Annotated in this window: 13 protein-coding genes and 2 pseudogenes; 8 read left to right on the forward strand and 7 right to left on the reverse strand. The window is 40.6% G+C overall.

The features are described from left to right. Positions 1–38 precede the first annotated feature (38 nt). From SH603_RS01370 to SH603_RS01390, 5 genes and pseudogenes are all read left to right on the forward strand, one after another. Positions 39–1,580 carry a glycosyltransferase gene (locus SH603_RS01370; protein WP_169471496.1) on the forward strand — a complete coding sequence of 514 codons (1,542 nt, stop codon included), beginning with the start codon at positions 39–41 and terminating at the stop codon, positions 1,578–1,580. A gap of 1 nt (position 1,581) precedes the next feature. Next, a complete protein-coding gene (locus SH603_RS01375; RefSeq protein ID WP_169472608.1) occupies positions 1,582–3,084 on the forward strand; it encodes a glycosyltransferase in 1,503 nt (500 codons plus the stop codon). A 111-nt stretch (positions 3,085–3,195) separates the two neighbouring features. Further along, positions 3,196–5,136, forward strand: coding sequence for a fibrinogen-binding adhesin SdrG C-terminal domain-containing protein (locus tag SH603_RS01380; protein ID WP_321533994.1), 1,941 nt, complete (start codon positions 3,196–3,198; stop codon positions 5,134–5,136). Positions 5,137–5,324: 188 nt separating this feature from the next. After that, positions 5,325–7,007 carry an alpha-glucosidase gene (locus SH603_RS01385; RefSeq protein WP_321533995.1) on the forward strand — a complete coding sequence of 561 codons (1,683 nt, stop codon included), beginning with the start codon at positions 5,325–5,327 and terminating at the stop codon, positions 7,005–7,007. An 84-nt stretch (positions 7,008–7,091) separates the two neighbouring features. Beyond that, positions 7,092–8,410: pseudogene (locus tag SH603_RS01390) on the forward strand (SLC45 family MFS transporter). Positions 8,411–8,490: 80 nt separating this feature from the next. Here SH603_RS01390 and carB read toward each other — a convergent pair. From carB to rlmD, 6 genes and pseudogenes are all read right to left on the reverse strand, one after another. After that, entirely contained in the window at positions 8,491–11,661 is a 3,171-nt protein-coding gene (gene carB, locus SH603_RS01395) for a carbamoyl-phosphate synthase large subunit (RefSeq protein WP_321533996.1), read from the reverse strand. Then, entirely contained in the window at positions 11,654–12,742 is a 1,089-nt protein-coding gene (carA, locus tag SH603_RS01400; RefSeq protein ID WP_321533997.1) for a glutamine-hydrolyzing carbamoyl-phosphate synthase small subunit, read from the reverse strand. The genes carB and carA overlap by 8 nt, the downstream gene beginning before the upstream one ends. A gap of 366 nt (positions 12,743–13,108) precedes the next feature. Next, a pseudogene (locus SH603_RS01405) lies at positions 13,109–14,241 on the reverse strand (IS30 family transposase). A 175-nt stretch (positions 14,242–14,416) separates the two neighbouring features. Then, a complete protein-coding gene (locus SH603_RS01410; protein WP_169478243.1) occupies positions 14,417–15,790 on the reverse strand; it encodes an SLC45 family MFS transporter in 1,374 nt (457 codons plus the stop codon). Between the two features lie 157 nt (positions 15,791–15,947). Next, positions 15,948–16,958 carry a LacI family DNA-binding transcriptional regulator gene (locus tag SH603_RS01415; RefSeq protein WP_169473459.1) on the reverse strand — a complete coding sequence of 337 codons (1,011 nt, stop codon included), beginning with the start codon at positions 16,956–16,958 and terminating at the stop codon, positions 15,948–15,950. A 142-nt stretch (positions 16,959–17,100) separates the two neighbouring features. Then, the gene (gene rlmD, locus SH603_RS01420; protein ID WP_169478245.1) at positions 17,101–18,507 is read right to left on the reverse strand and encodes a 23S rRNA (uracil(1939)-C(5))-methyltransferase RlmD; all 1,407 of its coding nucleotides are present in this window, start codon (positions 18,505–18,507) and stop codon (positions 17,101–17,103) included. A gap of 257 nt (positions 18,508–18,764) precedes the next feature. Between rlmD and SH603_RS01425 the strand changes: the two genes are divergently transcribed. The 3 genes from SH603_RS01425 to SH603_RS01435 are packed head-to-tail and all read left to right on the forward strand — an operon-like array spanning position 18,765 to position 21,519. Then, entirely contained in the window at positions 18,765–19,337 is a 573-nt protein-coding gene (locus SH603_RS01425; protein WP_169470885.1) for an NADPH-dependent FMN reductase, read from the forward strand. Then, positions 19,337–20,584, forward strand: coding sequence for an NAD(P)H-dependent oxidoreductase (locus SH603_RS01430; protein ID WP_321533998.1), 1,248 nt, complete (start codon positions 19,337–19,339; stop codon positions 20,582–20,584). Before SH603_RS01425 ends, SH603_RS01430 begins: the two co-directional genes overlap by 1 nt. A gap of 2 nt (positions 20,585–20,586) precedes the next feature. Next, on the forward strand, positions 20,587–21,519 hold the full coding sequence (locus SH603_RS01435; protein WP_169470883.1) for an FAD:protein FMN transferase: 933 nt from the start codon (positions 20,587–20,589) through the stop codon (positions 21,517–21,519). Here the strand turns inward: SH603_RS01435 and SH603_RS01440 are convergent. Beyond that, entirely contained in the window at positions 21,470–23,218 is a 1,749-nt protein-coding gene (locus SH603_RS01440) for an IS1182 family transposase (RefSeq protein WP_321533999.1), read from the reverse strand. The two genes, SH603_RS01435 and SH603_RS01440, sit on opposite strands and share 50 nt — an antisense overlap. Positions 23,219–23,930 lie beyond the last annotated feature (712 nt).

Consider the following 23,930-nt stretch of genomic DNA (forward strand, 5'->3'; position numbering starts at 1 on the left):
TAAACTCAAAGTGATAACCATGAAAGGGGAAATCAAGGATGCTTTTTTTCCTAAACGATAATATCCAACGAAACAAATCAGGAATTGAGCATGCGCAAATTAAGCGTCTGCATCTGTTTGAAAAATATCATCAACCGGCTAAAATTGTTACTCGGCAATATTCCAATGAATTACACTTGGTAACAGCAGAAGCAGGGATTGATGATCGTAACTTTATTAACTTGTTTGATTATTTTCAAGAGGCTTGTGAGGTCCCGCAAAGGAATATTCGGATTAAAGATATTCCAGTTAACCCCCATTGGGATCGCAAGGCCGATGGGATCAATTATAATTATTATCAAAATGGCAAACGTATTCTCTATATCCGTCGGCGCAGTGATACTGATCGGCGGGTAATTAATATTCAATATTTTGATCATTATGGAAAGCTTCTCAAAGTTAGTTGGTTTGACAGCCGCGGTTTTATCTCGGTCGAACAACTTTATGACTGGGATGGAAAAATGGCAACGGAAAACTATTACCGTCCAGACGGAACCTTAGCAATCCAGCTAGCCCACCAGCAGGATAAGCGGGGAAAGGAAATTAAAACATACCATCTCTTTAATTACCATGGTCGTGACTACCAATTCAGTGGCTTTGATCAGTTAACCCGGTTTTTCCTCGATGAGTTGGTTACTGACAAGCAAATCTGTGGTGAAGGTCCGGTTGGCTTTGTCGTTGACCGAGTGTATGAACTAGGCTGGGCGGTTTTGCACATGAAGCACCGGGTCTTTCGGGTCCTTCAATTGCATAATGACCATGTCAATAATCCTGATGATATGCTTCATTCTACCCTTAATTATAACTATGATTGGGGACTTAAGCACCTCCAAGATTGGGATGGAGTCATTGCATTAACTCCGCAACAACAAGAAGATCTTCAAGACCGGTTTGGCAAGTTTGGCGTGAAGATATACCGGATTCCCGGTCCGATTGTACCTGCGGCGGTTATTAATAAGCGTCACGTTCCTTTTAAAAAACGAACGAAGAAACAAGTTGTCATGGTTGCTCGCTTGTCTCCTGAAAAACAGCAAGACCACCTATTAAAAGCATGGCCACAAGTATTAGCCGCTGTTCCGGATGCCAAACTCGATTTTTGGGGTTATGCTAATGATGATTTTGATAAGACGCTCAATAAAATTGTCAAAGAGGAAGCAATTAATAGTTCTGTGACCTTCCATGGGTATACGGATGACGTCAATTCGGTTTACGAAGATGCGCAATTACTCATTTTGCCAAGTCGGGCTGAAGGGCTACCGCTATCATTAGTGGAGGCTCAGTCCCATGGGTTGCCGATTATTGCTAATGACATAAAATATGGTCCTTCAGATGTCGTTATTGATCAACAGGATGGATTACTGACCAAGAACGGTGATATTGATGGACTGGCTCAAGCGATCGTTCGCTTATTGCAAGATCAAGAGCGGTTAGCGCAGATGAGTGAAAATGCTTATGCTGATAGTGAACGTTATTCTGAACCAAACGTGATGAAGTTATGGAATGAATTAGTTGCTGACATGAAGGAAAAGGGGGAAGAGTAAAGTGTACTTTTTTGTAAACCAATACTTGTTAAGTAGCAATTCCAGTGTTGAACATGCTGAATTAAAACGACTAGCCCTATTTAAAAAGCATGGTGGAGAAGCTAAGTTGGTGACTCGTGACTTCGACCTCGTTCTTCATGATACCATCAAAAAATTTGGTTTAACCAACGACCAAATTGTTAATATGTATGATTTTTTTGCAAACACGACTGATTACCAAGGCGAAAAGCTCCATACTGAGGATTTGCCTTTACCAATTAACTATCAAGTAGGAACCGGAAATAACTATCGCGAAGTAAAAGATGGTGACCGCCTTGTTTGCGAAGTTCACTTTGCGGCTGGAACGATTGGGCAAGTTAACCATGTTGATTACTTTGATCTTGCTGGTAATATGACTCTTCGCCAACAATATGATATTCGTGGCTTTAAGGCAGCTGACGAATTCTTTGGTGAAGATGGACAGGAATACTATGCACGTTATTACCGCCCCAATGGAGAAACGTATCTTGAACGGTATTTTGTAAAATCAGTTGAAAATACCCCGATCAATTCTCTGAATGTTTTACGTAATTATCAGGGACAGGATCGCTTCTTTGATTCTTTAGAGGACCTCTTTATCTTCTTTTTAGATGAATTGAATAAGGCGAATGGTGAGGACAATGTATTTATTGCTGATCGACCAGCAGTTGCGATCAAACCGGTTCAATCAATGATGACAAAAGCAAAGAAATTCTTGTGGCTTCCGATGAACCAGGTTAATGATGGCCAGGACTTAATAAATGGTTCCTTAAATGTTATGCTACAAGACCCTGTTACTACGGATGCGGACAAGTGGGATGGGGTAATCGTCATGACTGCTAAGCAAGCTGAGATTCTCCAGCAACAAATTCACAATACTGTGCCAATCTATGTGATTAATGGGGCCCCCGTTCTTGCTAACTATGCACGGATTAATGAAGCTGATCGGACACCAGGACAGTTGATTTATGTTGGGCGACTGGCAGAAGATAAGCAAACTAGTCAACTAATCAATATGTTTGCGCAGATTCATCATCAAGTTCCTGAAAGTAAGCTAACTTTCTATGGTTATGGCACTAGTGAAGATATGGACAACTATAAAAAGCAGGTTAAAAGCCTTGGATTAGATAAGGCGATTGAGTTTGCTGGTTACCAGATATCATTAGATGAGGCATATGATCAAGCTCAATTATTTGTCGATGCAAGTCGAATCGATGCACAGCCATTAGCGATGGGCGAGGCCTTGAATCATGGGGTACCAGTTGTTTCTTATGATTACCTTTATGGACCACGTGAAATGGTAATTTCAGGTAAAAATGGTGAGATCATTCCTTTGAATAATCAGGGACAGTTCATTCAAACCGTCGTCAAATTATTACAAGATCAAGATGAACTGCAAAGCTTGAGTACTGGTGCCTATGACAATCTAGATAAATTGGCAGAAGAAAAAATTTGGAAGCAATGGCAACAACTATCAGCTATTTAGTCAAAATTGGTTATAATATATTCAGAAGACGAAAAGCAGAAAATAATCAAATGTTTTTGAAGCCTTTGGTCGTTATCTATTGATAATCTATAGACGGAAAATGAGGGCGGAATGATGGATAATTATCAAGCAATGAATTTTTACTATGGACTTCTTAATTTACGTGCCGGTTTCTTTAAGGCTAACTTATGCGAAATACTAATGGCGATCGCACAAAGCGTACCTGATGAAAATCAACAATCAGCAACGGCATATCATACTGTGGACGAGGATCTAAGTCAAGACCATGAACAATTAAAGCATGATCAAGTTGAATTTGGATCATTTTATGAAGATGGTCATATTTTACATAATGTCAAAATTAATACCCAATCAGACTTTTTCCTCGATCCGACCCGGGAAGATACCGTCAAGTGGCGTGTTAGTTTTACGGTTGCTAAAGATGTCCGACCAGCCGATCAATTTACTGTTCAACTATCATCAAATTTGATGGTTGCGCCTAATGGTTATCCTAAAAAACCAGTTCCTGACTTTAGTGATCAAGATGGGGTTGTTATTGCGATGGGGGCCTATGACCGTGATAAGCACGAACTTGTCTATACTTTTACCAATTACGTAACCGAGCATCGACAAATAATTGGTGGATTAGAGGGAGAATTAGCAATTGATCCACTCACAACTCCAGAGAACGAATTTGGCTTGGAATGTTTTATAAGTGTTGATGATTACCGAAAAGACTTTACGATTGATATCGACTATCCAGACCTTGCTAACGATATGTTTCTCGGGATTTCTAGCCGGATGATGAATTTTGATAAGGATCAGCAGCTCTTTGAGGACATTATCTATGTTAATCTGGCACAAAAAGACCTTAATCATGCCTATATTGTCTTTAACACGAGTGACCTAGTAGAAGAGTTATCTAATGCCGTAGTAAAGCCGTCAACAATGCGGATTGAGATTTATCGTAATTCACGGGGATTAAAGTTGCCTCAATCATATGGGGTAAACCTTCAACGACTACGGGATATTTCTAATCAATTCCCAGTAGTGGAAGGGGATCACCTTGTCGAGACACCTTATACAATGTCCTTTGCTGATAACAAGATGCGTTTGAATTTTGGTGCGGATCAGACTAATGATTCCTATATTATTAGGGTAGTCGGCCAATATAATGATGAACTTGATGGAACAGTACGATTGCGGGCTCGTTTATTTGGGATGGACCAGCAAAATGTTTATATGAGTAATTCTACGGCTGCAGCAGCTACTGGAACTTCGATGGTCGCAAGTGGCCATGCTATTTCTAAGGAGAAATTAGTAGAGGCGGCAGCGATCACAACAGAAGACTTGAAGCAAGAAGAACCTTTTGTCAATGTGGAAGAACCTCTTGAACCTTCAGCAGTTGAAGGAGTGGAGGAAGATGGTGACGTTCCTTTTGCTTCTGATAATCAGGAACAGTTTGCTAGTTTTCAAGCGGAAGAAGAGGAAATGCCAATCGAAGAAAATCAGGAAGATATCCCGACTAATGATGTTGCTGCAGAAGAGCAAGTTGAACCCCAAGAAGATTCCCCGCAAAGTGCAGTTTCAGTTCCAGATGATGCAGCCGTTGAAGAAGAATCTGACTCATCAGCTTATATAATTTCATTTAATTCAGATGAGGAAGAGGAGTCGCTTGTTGCTACTGAACAAGAAGAAAATCAGGCGGAAGCTTCTACAGTCAGTGCAGCAGTTGGTGGGGATGAATTATCGATCTCCTTTGACATCGCTCCGCAAGCGGCACCAGCAGAGACTAAAGAAGATCTAACAGAAGAAACTGAATCTTCAGATGAGGAAGAGGAGTTTACTACACCACCCGAAAAATTAGGAGCAGAACCTACTCAGGCATTATCTGAAGAATCCGCAACCCCTGAGCCTGTTGTTGAAATTAAAGTTAGTGAAGAGGAGACAAGCGCAGCACCATTACCAATGCCCGGACGACGACCACCTCGCCGGCACAGTCGTTTTCAAAATACAACCCGGTCGAATCATTCGTTGCGTCATTTGCGGTGATTCTAATAGCAAAATAAAGTGTCAGGAGAGATTATCCTGGCATTTTATTTTTGTCAAAATGTAATCGTTTACATAAAATGCTTGCAATTAAAAATATAGGTGTTAATATTTAATTGGAGTTAAGTAAACGTTTACATTAATATTTAAAGTGAAAATTATAGTAGTTTTATGGAGAGAGGTTTTATTTTATGGAAAACAATCATTGGTGGAATAAATCGGTTGTTTATCAAATTTATCCAAAAAGTTTTCAAGATACCAATCATGATGGTGTCGGTGACCTTCGTGGAATAATTGATCGTCTCGATTACATTAAGGAATTAGGCGTCGATGTCATTTGGTTGAACCCCATTTATGAGTCACCACAATTTGATAATGGTTATGATATCAGCAACTATGAAGCAATTAACCCGACTCTTGGCAACATGGATGATTTTCAAGAATTGATCGATTGCGTTCATGAACGTGGAATGAAATTGGTCATGGACTTAGTAGTTAACCATACTTCTGACCAACATGACTGGTTTAAGGAATCACGAAAGGGCAAAGACAATCCATATCGTGATTATTATATTTGGCGTGACGGTAAGAAGGGTGAAGAGCCAAATAATTGGGGTTCCTACTTCTCTGGTGCTGCTTGGAAATATGATGATGAATCCGGCCAATATTACCTTCATCTTTTTGCTCCAGAACAACCAGATCTAAATTGGGAAAATCCGAAAGTTCGGCACTCTGTTTATGACATGATGAACTGGTGGGCTGCCAAGGGTGTCGATGGTTTTCGGATGGACGTTATTAACCTAATTTCTAAGCCGGATGGATTGCCTGATGCTAACAAGAACGAAGACGAGAAATACGCCAATGTTGAACCGTTAGTATCAAATGGTCATCGCATTCATGAATTCTTACAAGAAATGAATAAGAATGTTATGAGTAAGCATAAGATGGTGACAGTTGGTGAAACACCGGGCGCTACACCGGAAGATGCCGAGAAGTATGCCAGCCTTGATAATAAAGAATTAAATATGATTTTCCAATTTGAACACATGGGCCTTGATAGCAACCCTAATCCAGCCCTTGGTAAGTGGGATGATCGCAAGACGAGCCTTAAAGATTTGCGGGCAAACTTAACGAAGTGGCAAGAAAAATTGTATGGCAAGGCTTGGAACTCCCTTTATTGGAACAACCATGACCAGCCACGGGTTGTATCACGGTTTGGTAATGACCAGACCGAAGATTATCGAGTTAAATCTGCCAAGATGTTAGCAACCATGACCCATATGATGCAAGGAACGCCATACATTTATGAAAGGGAAGAAATTGGCATGACTAACGCCTATTTCCCAAAGCTTGAAGATTACGTCGACCTTGAATCGATTAATGCCTACCACCAACTTGTTGATGACCAGCATTTGCTTGATGGCGAGACGATGATGAAGTACATTGCGATCCATTCACGTGATAATGCGCGGACACCAATGCAATGGGATGATAGCGAGTATGCAGGCTTTTCCGATCATACTCCATGGGAAAAGGTTAATCCAAATTACAAGCAGATTAATGTCAAAAATGCATTAGCTGATAAGAATTCAATTTTCTATTACTATCAAAAATTGATTGAACTACGACACACAATGCCGGTAATTACTAATGGAAAGTATGCGTTAGTTCCTGGTAATGAAGATGATGAACAGGTCTTTGCATACACACGCCAAGATGATGACACTACTTTGTTGATAATCTTGAACTATACTGATGAGACTGTTAACCGCCATTATAATGTGCCAGCTGATGCGAAGTTACTAATTAGTAATTATGAGGATGATCAAAATGATACTATCCGGCCATACGAAGCTAAGGTTTATCAATACTAGAGTGGGGATGAATAATCATGGGATAAATCACTTTCGAATTCGAAACAAAAAGTTGAAACGAAGCAGGTTGATCTGGATACAGGGATGCCAGACTTGCCAAAAAAGAGCTATTTGCGATTACATTTGCTTTTCTGGGAATAAACATGGCTTTCTCACTGCAGAGTTCTCAGATGAGTCGGATTTGTCAAACGATTGGGGCAAATCCTAACAACCTAGGTTTCTTCTTCATTTTTCCACCATTAATGGGGATGATTGTACAACCGATTATGGGGAAGATGTCAGATCGAACCTGGAATCGCTTTGGTCGCCGGTTGCCCTACCTATTATTTGGGACACCGATTGCGGCATTAGTTTTGATCATGTTACCATTCTCCGGTTCCCTTGGTTTCGGCTATGGTTCAATGGCTGCGATGATTTATGCTGCGACGGCGGTATGTTTGATGGACTTATTTAGTAATATTTGTATGCAGCCATCACGGATGATTGTTGGTGACATGGTTAATAACAAGCAGAAGAACTTTGCTTGGTCCTGGCAACAAGTCTTTTCCAATGGTGGGGGAATTTTAGCAACGATCTTACCATTTATCTTTACGATGTTCGGGATGTCAAATACTGCTAAACGAGGAGTTGTGCCAAACACTGTTATCTGGTCATACCTTTGTGCAGCGGCGGTTCTTCTATTTACGGGATTATGGACGGTCTTTAATGTTAAGGAATATGATCCGGAAACATATGCAAAATACCACCACATTGATCCAGAAGAGCAAAACAAATCAGTCAGCCTTTGGGAATTGATTAAGACGGCACCGCGCGCTTTCTGGGAAATCAACCTGGTTCAATTATTTAGTTGGTTTGCGATTATGTATGTTTGGACATACACAACTGGAACCTGTGCTCGTAATATTTGGCATACGTCTGATGTAACTTCTGCCGGTTATCAGGCTGCTGGTAACTGGTACGGTATTTTAACTGCCGTTTACAGTATTGCTGGCATTGTTTGGGGATTAATTTATGCTCATGCTAAGGCTGGCTCACGGAAGAAGTGGTACACGTTTGGAATGATTGTTGGTGGCTTAGGATTAATTTGGATGACCTTTGTAACAACTAAGACTACTTCAATCATTGCAATGATCATGTTTGGAATTGGTAACTTCAGTATCAACACGATTCCATTTACCCTCCTTACTTCATCTTTGAATGGTAAAAATGAAGGTGCCTACCTCGGACTCTTCAATGTTGGAATCTGTGTACCGCAAATTGTTGCATCGTTATGTAGCTTCTTCCTTTTCCCACTTGTTGGTCACAATCAACCAATGATGCTTTTGCTTGGTGGCATCTCCCTTCTTATTGGGGCTTTAGCTGTCCAAGCAATTCATGAAGGGGTAACTGTTAAAGAAGTGTAGCGCTAATTAAATCTCTCCTTAATATAAAATAGTTAAAATAAAAGCGGGACTAGAAATTTATCCGGTCTCGCTTTTATTATCTATTTAATTGTGATGGCTTCCAAAGATTGATCTTCTTTAACGTGCAGCAACGCATTAACCGTATCAAGTGAAGTCATGAGTGGTACGTTTTGCGCGATTGTACTTTGGCGGATCTGAAAACCAAGTGAATCTTGTTCGTAATCGTGGCGCATGGTGTTGATAACGAGGTCGATCTGCCCGGATTTTAAGAGGCGGTTGAGTTCATCGATATTGGATATTTCTTGATGGATGTGAATTCCGTTATCCTTAAAGTATGATGCTGTTTGCGGGGTAGTGAAAACTTGGTAGCCAATCTGAGCAAACCGTTTTGCTAGTGGGAGAATGTCTTCTTCATCCCCATTTTCAATCGTAAAGAGAATTTTGCCATTGTTAGGGACTTGAACGTGTGCTCCAGAAAAGGCTTTATGAAGTGCTTTTGCATAGGTGGTATCTGTCCCCATCACTTCGCCTGTCGATTTCATTTCTGGACTGAGGTAAGAATCAACATTCGCTAGCTTGTTAAAACTAAAGACGGGAGCTTTAACATGAATAGTTTGTGGCTCTGGGTAAAGCCCGTTAGTAAAGCCTTGATCAGCAAGGGACTGTCCAAGGATAACTCTGGTAGCAACTTGGGCCATTTCGATCCCTGTAATTTTGCTGAGGAATGGCACTGTCCGACTAGCGCGCGGATTAACTTCAAGGATGTACACCTCATGATTATGAACAATAAATTGGATGTTCATAATGCCGATACATTTAAGCGCAACTGCTAATTTTTCGGTGGCAGTAACGATTTGCTGTTTAATGTCATCATCAAAATGTTGTGGGGGATAAACTGCCATTGAATCTCCCGAATGAACGCCCGCGTGTTCAATATGTTCCATTATTCCGGGGATAAGGACGTCCTTCCCATCACAAATTGCGTCTACTTCACATTCCCGTCCTTCAAGGTAAGCATCGATTAAAATGGGGTGATCAGCAGTAATGGAGGCGTTTTGTTGAAGGTATTGGTCCAGTTCTTCTTGATTATAAACAGTCTCCATGGCCTTCCCACCGAGAACATAACTTGGACGAACGAGAACGGGATAGCCGATTTTTTCAGCCGCTTTGATAACGGCAGAGTGAGTAGTCGCGGTTAAACCGATTGGCTGCTTAAGATTTAGATCAGTAATAACTTTATCGAATACTTCTCGATCTTCCGCGGCATCAAGATCTTCAACGGTTGTTCCAAGAATATTAACCCCGTTTTTAACAAGACCTTCTGCTAAATTAATCGCCGTTTGTCCACCGAATTGAACAATCACGCCTACTGGTTGTTCGAGATCAACCACGTTTAGGACATCTTCAAGCGTGAGGGGCTCGAAATAGAGTTTATCGGAAACCGAGAAATCTGTTGAAACAGTTTCTGGATTAGAATTAATGACAATTGCTTCGTAGCCAGCCCGTTGAATTGCCTTAACGCTGTGAACGGTCGCGTAGTCAAACTCGACTCCTTGACCAATCCGGATTGGCCCTGAGCCAATGACAAGGATCGATGGTTTTTTTGTTCGTTGACTTTCGTTTTCATGGTCATATGCACTGTAGAAATAAGGGGTTGAAGAAGCAAATTCAGCAGCACAGGTATCGATCATCTTATATACGGAGAGAACTCCATTTTGTTTTCGGAAATCCCGAACTTCTTGTGAGGAAGTATACCAAAGGTGGGCAATTGTTGCATCGCTAAAACCATATTTTTTGCCTGTCATCAGTGTTTCTGCATCAAATGGTTTGGTGCTAAGATCGTCTTCGAGTTCCACCAAGTGTTTGACGATATCGAGGAAATAAGGGGAAATCTTAGTTAAGTCATGAGTTTGCTGAAGGGAGTACCCACGCCGAAATGCTTCTGCTAAATAAAATAACCGATCATCTTGGGGATAACGTAACTTCTTTTCCAGTATATCTGTTGGCGCATGGTGTGCCTCTGCTGAAAAGAGGTCTTTTTCATCAATTTCAAGTGAGCGGACAGCCTTATGGAGGGCTTCTTCAGCCGTCCGACCAATTGCCATTACTTCTCCGGTGGCTTTCATCTGACTGCCCAGGTGTCGATCAGCTTGAGCGAATTTATCAAACGGCCAGCGGGGAATTTTGCAGACAACATAGTCAAGTGCCGGTTCAAATTCAGCAAAAGTCGTCTTGGTAACGGGATTCTTAATTTCATCGAGGATAAGGCCAACCGCAATTTTAGCAGCCATTTTAGCGATTGGATAACCAGTTGCCTTGGAAGCAAGGGCAGATGAACGGGAAACCCGCGGATTAACTTCGATAACGTTATACTGGAAACTTTGCGGATCAAGAGCCAGTTGGACGTTACATCCCCCTTCGATTTTGAGGGCACGAATTAGCTTGAGCGCGCAATCACGGAGCATCTGGTATTCACGGTCGCTAAGGGTCTGGTTAGGGGCAAATACGATGGAGTCACCAGTATGAATTCCCACCGGATCAAAGTTTTCCATGCAGCAAACGACCATTACATTGTCAGCTGCATCCCGCATTACTTCAAACTCGATTTCCTTATAACCCGCGATTGATTTTTCAATTAAACATTGGGTGGCAGGGGATAATTCCAAGCCATTTTTGGCAACAGTACGCATTTCTGCATCATTATGGCAGATCCCACCACCTGTACCACCCATGGTAAAGGCGGGACGGACGATTACTGGATATCCACATTGGTGTGCGAATTCGACTGCTTCATCAACAGTATTAACTGTCTGCGAAGCGGGAACAGGTTCACCAAGCTCATTCATTAATTCCTTAAATTTTTCTCGGTCTTCTGCTTCATCAATCGAATCCAGCTTAGTTCCGAGAAGTTCAATTCCTAATTCATCGAGGAGACCAGTTTTAGATAAGGAGACAGCTAAGTTGAGGCCAATTTGTCCGCCAAGGGTTGGTAAAATTGCATCAGGATATTCTTGACGGATAATGCGAGAGAGGGAGTCAACCGTTAATGGTTCGATGTAGACATGATCTGCAATTTCCTTATCGGTCATGATTGTTGCTGGATTAGAATTAACAAGAACAGTTTCGTATCCTTCTTCGCGGAGGGCGAGACAAGCCTGCGTGCCGGAATAATCAAATTCAGCTGCTTGACCAATAATAATAGGACCAGACCCGATGACGAGAATTTTATGAATATCAGTTCGTTTAGGCATAGGCGAGGACCTCCTTATTACTGTCAATTAATGCCATGAATTTATCAAAAAGCTGTTCAGCATCGTGGGGGCCTGGCGCAGCGTCTGGGTGGAACTGAACGGAAAATGCTGGATACTTTGAATGTTGGAGTCCTTCAACCGTGCCATCGTTCACTTCAAGGTGGGTGATTTGGAGGTCGGTATCATCAATGGAGGATGGATCAACCGCAAAACCATGATTTTGGGAGGTAAATGCAATTTTTCCTGTTTGGAGATTACGGACGGGATGGTTAAAACCACGGTGACCAAATTTCATCTTATAAGTTTTGGCACCATTAGCTAGAGCAAAGATTTGATGGCCCATGCAAATGCCGAAGATGGGAAGATGTTTTTCTAATTCCGTGACGGTTGCAGCTGCGTTTGTCATTTCAAGCGGATCACCAGGCCCGTTGGAAAGAAGGATACCGTCTGGATTGAATGCCATTATTTCGCTGATCGAGGCGTTATAAGGAAGGACGATCGCATTGCAGTCTCTTTTATTTAATTCACGGAGAATGCTATTTTTCATCCCGAAGTCAAGAACAACAACAGTTCGCTTAGTTCCTGGATTAGCGTAGGATTCTTTAGTAGATACTTTACTAATAATGTTATGGGTTGGCGAAGTTTGCTTTAACTGTTCAAGCTTATCTTTGACATCGGTAATATTATCGGTCATGATTCCGCGTAATGTACCATATTGACGAAGCTTACGGACTAGTTCACGTGTATCAATTCCTTGAAGGCCAGGAATTTGGTGTTTTGCTAAGAAGTTAGGGAGTGAGTCAGTCATGCGCCAGTTGCTGGGAACACGTGCGACATGATGACAAACTACACCCTTGATTTGGGGATGCAATGTTTCGTTGTCTTCACTATTAATCCCATAGTTACCGATGAGAGGATTGGTAAAGACTAAAATTTGATGGGCAAAAGATTGGTCGGTAATTGCTTCTTGGTAGCCGACCATCCCTGTTGTGAAGACGACCTCACCAAGAGTTGCCTTGATAGCGCCAAAACCCTCGCCGGTATAAACAGTACCATCTTCTAGAATTAAATATCGTTTCATGAGTTTCATCCTTTCTTACAAAACCCTTCCACTGATCACATAAACTAGTTGCACGTTGTAAAAAAATTTAATAAAAAACGCTTAAACCATTGGTGATGGGCTTAAGCGTATACGAAAAATTGAATATATATGTATAATTCAATGTTAGTAATACAACGCTGCCCTTGTTAGCCTCACGGGACCAAATTAAAGGATAATGATTGATACTAAACTACTGTAAATTTATACTTTTGTCAAGTTTTTAATGTATTTTTATGCAAAAATGTGTTTATTATAAACGAAAAATTGCATAAAGACTTTTAGGTATTATAACAAATCTTATTTAAAATAAAAGCCTAAATTTCAAGAATAAGTTAGCCACTGGACTCAAATAAATAATACTGACCAATTGATTATTGGTTGATGGAGCTGTGATATCTCTTGGTAGAAGGCCTTACGATAGATATCCATTGACGAATGTCCATTAAACATAGCTCGTGGATAGTGATTCATCCAATCATTAGTCGCTATGATCTGAGCACTACTATAGTTATTTATAGCTTCACCTTTGGTAATCTCCTTGCGGAGAAACCGGTTATTGATCTCATTGGATCCACGTTCCCAAGGGGGGAATACGGATCAGCATAGAAAACATGATCGTGAACTTGTGTTAACTCACTAAATTCTGAACCGTTGTCAGAGGTTATTGTCTTAAAGATGCGATAGTAAGCATCTGTGCCCATTTTCTGGCGTAAATTTATAAAGAACTGATTTACTGCATGCGCAGTTTTACCAGCAATTTTACTCGTGATATTAACTCGTGAAAGGCGATCAGTCATTACTAGTACAACACTGTCATTACCGTTTTTCTGTCCCTGAACTGTATCTAGTTCCCAATGGCCAATTTCGGACCGTTGGTCCGCAGTTTGAGGTCGTTGAGCAATATTAGGCCCTAAGCACCTTTTAGCTTGCGGATGAGTTCGATGATGCTTACGTTTAGGTTTTTCAAAGAGGTCTAAATTGGACGTACGAAGCACACCCTCATTAATCCATTGATATAAAGTTACAACCGACTTTGGGATCAGGGTGCCATCATTCATTAAATCTCGAGCCTTATAAATAACCGCTTGTGGGGAGTAATGGTGGTCGTCAAACTCACCAAGCATTAGCTGATCAGCTAATCGTAAAAATTGCTTTGAAGAATAATATAAGCGACGACGACCAGAATGGCGGTGATGTTCAAGATATGTGGCCTGACCAGCTTCATAACTATAGATGTAGTAAGAATATTCGTAAATCTTACCATTAGATTTTTGACGACGAAGTTGGCGGACCGTACCACGGTTGAGCTCGTTATTAATTGTTTGATGATTAACTCCTAATTGGCGACCAATTGCGCGATTGGAAAGTCCTTGCGACTTTAAAGTCGCAATCATCACACGTTCTTCTTTAGTAAGATGAGCATTCTTTTTATGAGTAGTCAATAAACTAGTAGACATGGTATCATTTAAGTGCGTCATTTGACGGACATCCTTTCATATAGGTTTGGTTCACTTAATATGATACCTGATGTCACGCCGAATGGCGTTTTTTATTTACCACCAACTGGGTGGCTAACTTCATTCTATAATCCACCTTTAAAATAAAAGTAGAGTCTGCAAATATTGTCTGCAAACTCTATTTTATTTAGAATAATTAAGCTTGGTAAGTTTCTTTGATAAAGAGAACTGAAATTGCACCTAAGAGGGCAGAAATACCAGTAACAAGCATCATGTTGACTTGGGAACTGCCGAGTAATGGGAAGAGACCAAAACTTAGTAGTGAGGCAACCATTTGTGGTACACAGATTGAACCATTAAATAGTCCAAGGTAGGTACCCATGTGTTTACCAGATAAGGCATTTGTAACCATTGTTAACGGGTAGGTATTCATTGAAGCCCAGGCAATTCCAATCAAAACGAAGGAGAAGATAAGGGCATTTTGTGAATGGATAAAGAAGATTGATGTGTACCCAATAGCCCCGAGTAAAAGACTGAAAGCATAGCCAGCTTTGTGGTGATTATTAGGAACTTTAGCCAAAACATATGACCATACAACTGCCGCGATTGATTGAACCGCAGTCATAACACCGTACCAGTTACCAGCAGCTTGGTAGGCAGCAGAAGAAGCATCCGTTGTTAACCAAACATTCTTAGCGATGGCCCCAACAGCATAAGTTGAAAGGTATTGGAAAGAGAACCAGCAGAAGAATTGAACTAATGCGACATTCCAAAATACCCGTGGAGCATGCTTTAAGAGGGTAAACCAGTTTCCGCCTTTTTTATTATCTTCCTCTGAAATGCCATGGTAACGAGCATAAGTTGCGGGATCATATTCGTGAACCCGGAAGATAGTAAAGAGACAGGTGATGACTAAAATAACAGCGCCAACGTAGAACGAAATTACAACTGATTGAGGAACAACACCCTTTTTAGCAGTGTTTGATACACCCCACCATGTCAAAAGGAATGGGAAAATGGCTGCTAAAACGGCACCGGTATTACAGATTAAACTTTGAATCCCGTATGCATAACTCTTTTGATCATCGTTAACCATATCACCAACCATCATCTTAAATGGCTGCATCGCCATATTTGATGAAAGATCAAGGAAGGCAACGGTAATAGCCCCAAACCAGAGGGCTGCTAACGAACCGTATCCAAATCCAAAACTTCCTGAATTAGGCAGTAAAATCATAACGATGACGGCAATGACCATCCCGATTAACAGGTAGGGGAGACGCCGACCACCAAGTTTTGGCGCCCATGTTCGGTCAGAATAATAACCAATGATTGGCTGCACGATCAATCCTGCAAGTGGTGGAAGTAAGAAGAACCATCCCAAATTATTAGGATTAGCACCAATTGTTTGGAAGATCCGGCTCATTTGTGAACCTTGTAACGTAAAGGCGATTTGAACCCCAAGGAAACCAAAGTTAATCATCCAGATGGTACTCTTTGGTAAAATTGGCAATCCACTCGTCGAAGTTTCTTGGTCTTTGTTAAGTACAACAGACTCATCTTGACTCATGAAAAACAACTCCTAACGAAAAAATGTATCAAATAATTGCAACTCGAGCTGATGTAAGCTCTTACACGATTAATATAACAAACTTATTCTTTTTGTGCAACCGCTTGCAAAAAAATGGTAAAAAGTCGCGGTTTGTTTCAATTAAAATCGCGACTTTCTAATATTCTAATGATTTTTTGCCTAGGAGTCTTACGCTATTTCGCGGTGTGATATGGATTGGGATAAATTGTGAGTCATCATCGTTCAATAGGCTCCTAACTGCGATGAGTCCCATTTGATAAAAGTCCTGAGTTACGCTTGTAATAGTTGGGATGGTAATGTCACAGAGAAAAGTCCCATCGATACTGATAAATGATAGGTCTTTCGGAATATCAGGGCCTAGCAAATGAGCCTCTCTGATCATACCCACGGCCACCATATCACTAGCTGTGATGATCGCATCGAGGTCCTTAGTTATTAGTGTTTTGAGCATGTTTTGTTGAGGACCAAAACTGTAATCGCCATATTCAACCCATTCCATATGAGGAATTAAGCCGTGTTCAGTCATTGCCCGTTGGTAGCCGTGAAGGCGCTGCTTCCCAGTTGAAGAACGATCAATGCCGGCTAATCCAATTCGGGAGTGTCCGTGTTCAATTAAATAGTTAGCGGCTGAATAACCAATTTCCTCGTTATTTGAGCTTGTAAATTTAAATCCAGTATACCGGGGATCATCTTCGTCATAGACCGATACTAACCGGCAAGGAGTATTGCTTTCTCGTAAGGTGCGAGCGGCTTGTTCATCGAGGGAGGTTGCGACTAGCAGAATACCGGCAACGTGTCGTTCGAGGGCAACGCTAATTGCTTGATTAAGCAGTCGAGCATCATGATTCCCGGCGTAAAGAATAAACATTTGGTATCCTGCTTTGTCCGTTTCCGCTTGAATAGCAGCGATGATATCATCTGAGAAATTCGTTTGAGTATTATTTAAGATGACGGCAATTAACATACTGCTGTTGGCAGCTAATTCAGCCGCTGCGAGGTTTTTCTTGTATCCTAGTTCTTTAGCGATTGCTTCAATCTTAGCCGCAGTTTCGGGACGGTAGGATTTCGCTTTTTTGGATAAAACACGAGAAACAGTGGCCGTTGAAACGTGGGCCCGTTGAGCAATATCTTTAATTGTTGGCTTCATAGGCGGGCTTCCTTTATTGTTTTCTTATTAAATCTATTATAATGAAATTGCGATTTTTTGTAAACGTTTTCAATGGAGCTTGATCATTATTTAAAACAAAAGTAGGCCGAAAGAAAAATTAGTTTTCTTCCAGCCTACATAGCTATTCCTTATTTCCGTTTCGCAATGATAATTTCACGACTGCTTCACAACGGGCCGTTTGGGGCATCATGTCAATTGGTTGAATGTAGTCAACGTGATAGACGCTAGTTAATCGTCGTAGGTTGCGGGCAAGAGAAGCCATGTCACATGAAACGTAGGCAAACTTACGCGGCTTAACTTTTAAGATTTGCTTGATTAATTGGTCATCTAACCCAGTTCGTGGAGGGTCAACAACAAGGGCATCAAAGTTGAGTCCCTCTTTTTGCCAGCGGGGAAGAACTTCTTCTGCTTTGCCAACTTCATATTTAGCGTTAGTAATATTATTTAACTTGGCATTTTCGTTAGCATCGGCAACTGCTTCGGGGATAATTTCCATTCCGCGAACAGCTTTTACCCGCGATGCAAGGGAAAGACCGATTGTTCCGATCCCGGCGTATGCATCAATTAAGGTATCATCTTTGTCTAGTTCAAGGGCCTTAGAAGCTTCTTCGTACAATACCTCTGTTTGTTCAGGATTTAGTTGTAAGAATGAGCGTGCCGAGAGTTTAAAATCAAGTCCCATCAAGCTTTCAAGAATTGAATCTTTTCCAGCCAGGTGGATCATTTTATCACCCCAAACTAAGGGTGTATCACCTGGGTTAACGTTTTGCATGACTGAAACAACTGCTGGTAGTTCTTTTTCAATGCGTTCAAGCAATTCGCGTTTGTGAGGAAGTTTAGCAGAATTAGTAATGAAGGTTAATTGGACTTCCCCAGTTGACCATGATTCACGGACTGCTAAGGTCTTGATGATACCGCTATTGTGCTTTTCATCATAAACTGGGATTTGCAAGTCTTCGATCATCTGCGTAACTGCTCGAACTGTCTCCATTGTGCGGGGCATTTGAACAGCACAAGTCTCCATATTAACGAGGGTATGACTGTTTGGCTGGTAAAGCCCGGCTGCCACTTTGCCGTTGACCATCCGCACCTGGAATTGGGCCTTGTTACGGTAACCGTATTCTTCAGGGGCTGCAATAGTTGGGCGAACATCGTAATTACGGTAGCCGTATGGTTGAAACTTTTCGAGACTATCAATGATTACTTGCCGTTTAAACTTTAATTGTTGTTGGTAAGCGAGATTTTCAAGTTCAAAACCACCAGCAATATCAGCGTACTCATCCCGTGGTGTTATCCGATCCCGACTCTTTTTCCGAATCCGGTGAATTTTAGCTTCAAGGTAGCGTGGCAGAACGCGTGTAACTTCCGCGACCACGACTTCATTTGGCAGGGCACCAGGGACAAAACATACCTTGTGCTTATAGTAGCCGATTCCGTGTCCGTTAACGCCTAGGCGACGAATCGTGAGTGGGAATCGCTTCCCAACCCATACATCAACATCTTGTTCATGTTGTTTAGTTTGTGTCATATTATTTCTCCGTTCTATTAATTCAATGTGTTTAATATTTTAGCACATCTCCAAATACCACTGGATAAATATGTCGGGGGATGAAAAATCGCGTAATTAATTTTTTAAAATGATAACTTAGCCAAACTTATAACCAATTGTTGCAGAAATAGTTAATTAAGCGTGCATATTACTAATAATATGTTTTTTGATTGAGTAAAATATAGTAGAATAACAATGTGAAATGTTGCATAAATAGCTTAAAGGAAGTGACACGTTTGAAAATTGCTGCAATTGCCGGGTCAAATGCTAATCATTCATACAACCGGATGTTATTAGAATTTATTGCCCGTCATTTTAGTGATGATGATATTGATGTGATTGATATTCGTCAAGTGCCAATGTTTAATGAAAATTATAAGGGAAAGATTCCTGAGGTTGTTGCTGATATTGATCGTCGTGTTTCAAGCGCCGATGCTGTTATTATCGCCAGCCCAGAATATAACCACTCTGTTACCTCTGCTTTGAAGAGTGTAATCGAATGGCTTTCCTATGAAGTTCACCCCTTAGAAAATAAGCCGGTCATGATCATCGGGGCATCTACCTATGATCAAGGCTCATCCCGTTCCCAAGTTCAATTACGAGACATCTTAATTTCACCAGGTGTTAATGCTTATATTTTCCAAAACGAAGAGTTCTTTATGAGTGATGCTGCTCATATCATTGATAAAGATGGCGACATTACTAACGAAACGACTATTCATTTCTTAGAAAAATGTATGCGTGAATTCAAACACTATGCTAAGGCAATCAATCGCATGGTTACTGAAAAGAAGGAGGCGAAGAAGTAATGAAAATTCTTGCTCTAGTTGGAACTAATGCTGATTTTTCCTATAACCGGATTTTACTTTGCTACATGAAAAAGCACTTCCGCCAAATGGCTGATATTGAAATTGCTGAGATTAGCCAATTACCGCCATTTAGCGTTGACACTCCTCTTTCTGAACAAACAGAGGTATGGAAGTTAAAGCAAAAAGTTAAGGCTGCAGACGGAGTTATTTTCTCAACTCCTGAATATGACCATGGGATTCCAGCGGCCTTAAAGAGTACAGTAGAATGGCTTTCTTACAAGACTGATGTATTAAAACACAAGCCAGTCATGGTTGTCGGGGTATCTTATGGACGCCAAGCTTCTGCAAGATCTCAAGTTCAAATGCGTCAAATTCTGGTTTCTCCTGATTGTGACGCTAACCTATTACCAGGAAATGAAGTTCTGATTGGTAATGCTAGTCATTCCTTCTCCAAAGACGGTCGGTTAATTAATGCCGAAGCACGAGATAACCTTGAAGACTGCTTTACTCATTTTGTGGAATACATTCAAATCTTTGAAAATGCAAATAAGGAGGGACTGGATATGTCCGTTAAACAACCAACGATCAGTGAAGCATACATTAACTTCCCAACTGGTCGGTTGACATTAAAAGAAGTTCAACAAATCTTCAGTACAATTCCATTTGAAATTGACCTAATCGACAGTACTGACCATTTCGCATGGTTCTCTGATAAGCCAAACCGGGAACACGTTCGTAATGTAGCTTCCCTTGGTGAAACTGTTCAAGAATGTCATCCACCATTGGCTGTACCTGCTGTAATGAGCATCATTAATAGTTTCCGCGAAGGTAAGAAAGATGTTGTTACCCGTCCATTATGGATGAATGGTCACCGTTCATTGATCCAATACTACGCTTTACGTGATGTTAATGGTCATTACCTTGGAACCATCGAATTTACTGGTAGTGTAGAATACATTCTTAACCTCTTCGAAAATGGAGCATGGAGTACTGATGGTAACACTGGTGCATCTAAGCATGAAGATGCTAATGACAACAGTGAAGAAGCTGACAGCGTTGATGCATCAACAGGTGCTTCAGAATCAAGTGATGATAACACCGACAATGCTAGTGAAGTGGTTGCAACCCCAGCACCAGCAGCAAACGACGATACTGATGCGGACGCTACAACAGGCGTATCAGATGCAGGCAGCGTAGACGCAAATGATGATGAGGCAGATGCTACAACAGGTGCATCCGAAAACTAGTTATGAATAATGAATTGATGGCGCAGCGGCATGTGATGACTCATCACGCTCTCGGAACTCGCATAAATTTAACGATTTTTGGCAACAAATATTTTTCATTGTTAAAGAAATCAATGGACCTAATTGACCACTATGAGGACCAATTAACGGTTAACCGTAATGAATCAGAAGTGATGTCGGTGAACCATGGTGCAGGGAAAACTCCGAAAATGGTATCGCCAACGACTTTTGACCTCATTGAGCTGGCAGTGAAATATAGTCGTGAAAACTTTGGCTTTAACGCTTTGATTGGCCCGTTAGTAAAATTATGGAAAATCGGTTTTGCAGGGGCGCACGTGCCAAGTGATGCTGAGATCAAAGAGCGGTTGAAGTTGATCGACCCTTATAAAGTATTGCTGAACCGAGAAGCACGGACGGTATATTTAGAAGAGCCGGGGATGGAATTAGACCTTGGCGGAATTGCGAAGGGCTATATTGCGGACCGTATTCGGGATCTTTGGATTGAAGCTGGAGTTCCCGCGGGAATTATCGACTTAGGGGGAAATCTCTTATTTGTTGGTAAGTCGCCACGGCGGGATGATGGGCAGTGGATCATCGGTGTGCAGGATCCGCAATTACATCGTGGTGAAAATCTGGCAACTGTTCGCGAGCCTGCTTGTTCGGCAGTTACATCTGGGATTTATGAACGATTTTTGATCAAAAATGGCCGTCGTTATCACCATTTACTAGATCCTCTGACTGGATACCCGTTAGAGACTGATTTGAGCAGCGTGACTGTTTTTACTGATCAATCGGTAATGGGTGAAATTGAGGCTAAGCGACTTTTCTTCAATGGCGAACCAATTGCGGGCTGGGAAACGCGTCCTGACAACCGTGGTGCTATCTTTATTCATAATGATGAATCAATGGTAAATGTTGGGCTGAATAAAAATTGATTTCATTTAAGTGAGGCTGGGAATTAACTATTAAATTCCTTCCTCTGAATATTAAAATCCGAACCATAATTTTTGATTTTCCAGAAATTATGGTTCGGATTTTTCCTTTTTCAATTAATTTTGTCCCTGCTTGAGCTACTAACTTTCCCAATTTTGTTAAATTCATAGCCATTAGTGTAAATCCGGTGTCATTTTCCACAGCGCGTTGCCCACGTAAATGTGTTCGGCGTACGCCAAAATCCCTCTTCATGTGACCGAAAACGGGTTCAACGTCGTACTTACGTCGACGATAAATTGCCTTACCTTCGTCACTTGAGAGGGTTGCTTTAACTTTAGCTTTATAGTAATTCCAAGTTGGATTAACTTGCATATAGCGTTGACGTCCACTTGGTGTTTTCGCTAATTGATCTAATTGTACTGATAATTGATGTTTATCTGCCCGATAAAGTTTAAAATCACGTTTAAATCCATATTTATCAATTCTTCGACTGTAACGATAAAAACTAAAACGAACTCCTAGATGGTCAATGTAATAATCATCTTCGGCATTATATTGCCAGTTTTGTGATTTAGTTGGATCAGTTTTGTATTTTCGTTTCTGTTCCTTTTGGTAAGTCGTATATGGAATAACAGGCTGTTTTTCAAACTGATCAATAATTGTCGTGTAATTATATTCACTACCATACCCTGCATCAGCCACGATATGATCAAAGAAATCTAAAGAATGAAATTGAGCAAGAAATGGTACTAATGTTCTAGTATCTGTCGGATTAGAATATAAGGCATAATCAAGAACAAATTGATTGTGGGTAGCGATTTGTAAGTTGTATCCAGGTTTCAATTCTCGGTTTTTCATTGGATCTTCTTTCATACACATGAATGTGGCATCATGATCTGTTTTTGAAAAGCTATTGCGGCCCTTAAAAATATCTTCTGCTTCTTCATACTTATTAGCACGAGGTATAAAGTCTTCTTTTAATTGTCGACGAATCTTTTTTAAGAAACGGCGTCGTCGTTTCTTAACTGAACCACCCTTGATTACTTTAGGTTCTTGAGCTATTTCTTCATTCAATTCACTGATTTTATCATCAATATTTTCAGCCATAAGAGCCATTCCATTAGCGGTTTCCACTAGTTCTGGACTCATCGCTTTAACTACCCGTTTTTCGACTAAATCTTCGTAAAGTTTGATTGTTTTTTCTTTTAATTTTGCATGATATTTTTCAACAGCTCGACGCCAAGTAAATGAATACTTATTGGCATCTGCCTCAAGCTTTGTCCCATCAATAAAGAAAGCATCACTTTGAATTAGTCCGTGATCCTTTAATGCCATCGTAAAGTACACAAAAGAACGTTTGATTAAATTATTAGCGTGTTGACTTTGGCGAAAATTATTAATTGTATGGTAACTATAGGTATGATCACGTGCCAACCAACGCATTGGTAAATTCTCTTCAAGCATCAACTCAATTTTCCGACCAGAATAAGTTTGACGTGAATAGGCAAATAATAAAATTTTAAGCATAATCGCTGGATGAGAAAGTGGGCGACCGGTAGTCGCTACTTTGTCATCCAATAAAATTTCTTGTGGAATCGAATCTACAAAAGCATCAATCATACGTACAATATGTCTTGATGGAACATTATAATCATAATTTAGTACGAATTCTGTTTGCCCTGTGATATAATTTTGATACATGAAAATCGCTCCTCTTTGTTTGTTTTTAGGGGTAATTACATCATATCAGGAACGATTTCCTGTGTACATAAAAATCCGTACAATGAATCTTTGTAGAATTCATTGTACGGATTTTTATTTTCAACTAGGAGTTTTTTTCCCGGCCTCTTCTTAACTAAGGGACTTATGTCACAGTCCCTTTTTTGCGTACTTGACAGGTTGGTAATGGTCAAACGATAAAGAAAGACGGAGGAGATTGGTACATATGATCATTATTTCATTTATAAGAAGTGAATAAAAAAGAGGGTATGCTGCTTTAATCCTCCTCAACGGTTGATATAATAGCATTGAATGTTGAATTTTATTAAGAAAGTAAATTTTCTGGTGATAAATCAGTTGAAAAAAGTTACTAAGAGTGTAGAATGACAATTGAAAGTTATTATTAAAATGTTGTTTCAACAAGACAAATGATTAATTATCATTTAATTATCAGCTTTTTAATAAAATGAAGTTCTTAAAAATTGCTAGTTTAGCCACTTGTTTAATAAATGATTGGTTGTAACTTGCCAGCAGGTGCCACCATTCATCTGGTCGACAGCTACAGATGAAATGCCACCTGGTAGTGATCTTGATGGTTACTATTTATCTTGAGGAGTACTTTACCTTTTATTTATAAAATGGTTTATTGAATGACTTAACTTACTCCAAAAGATAGTGGTAAGTATGTGCCAGG

It is taken from the genome of Limosilactobacillus reuteri (assembly GCF_034259105.1).
Taxonomy (GTDB): domain Bacteria; phylum Bacillota; class Bacilli; order Lactobacillales; family Lactobacillaceae; genus Limosilactobacillus; species Limosilactobacillus reuteri_G.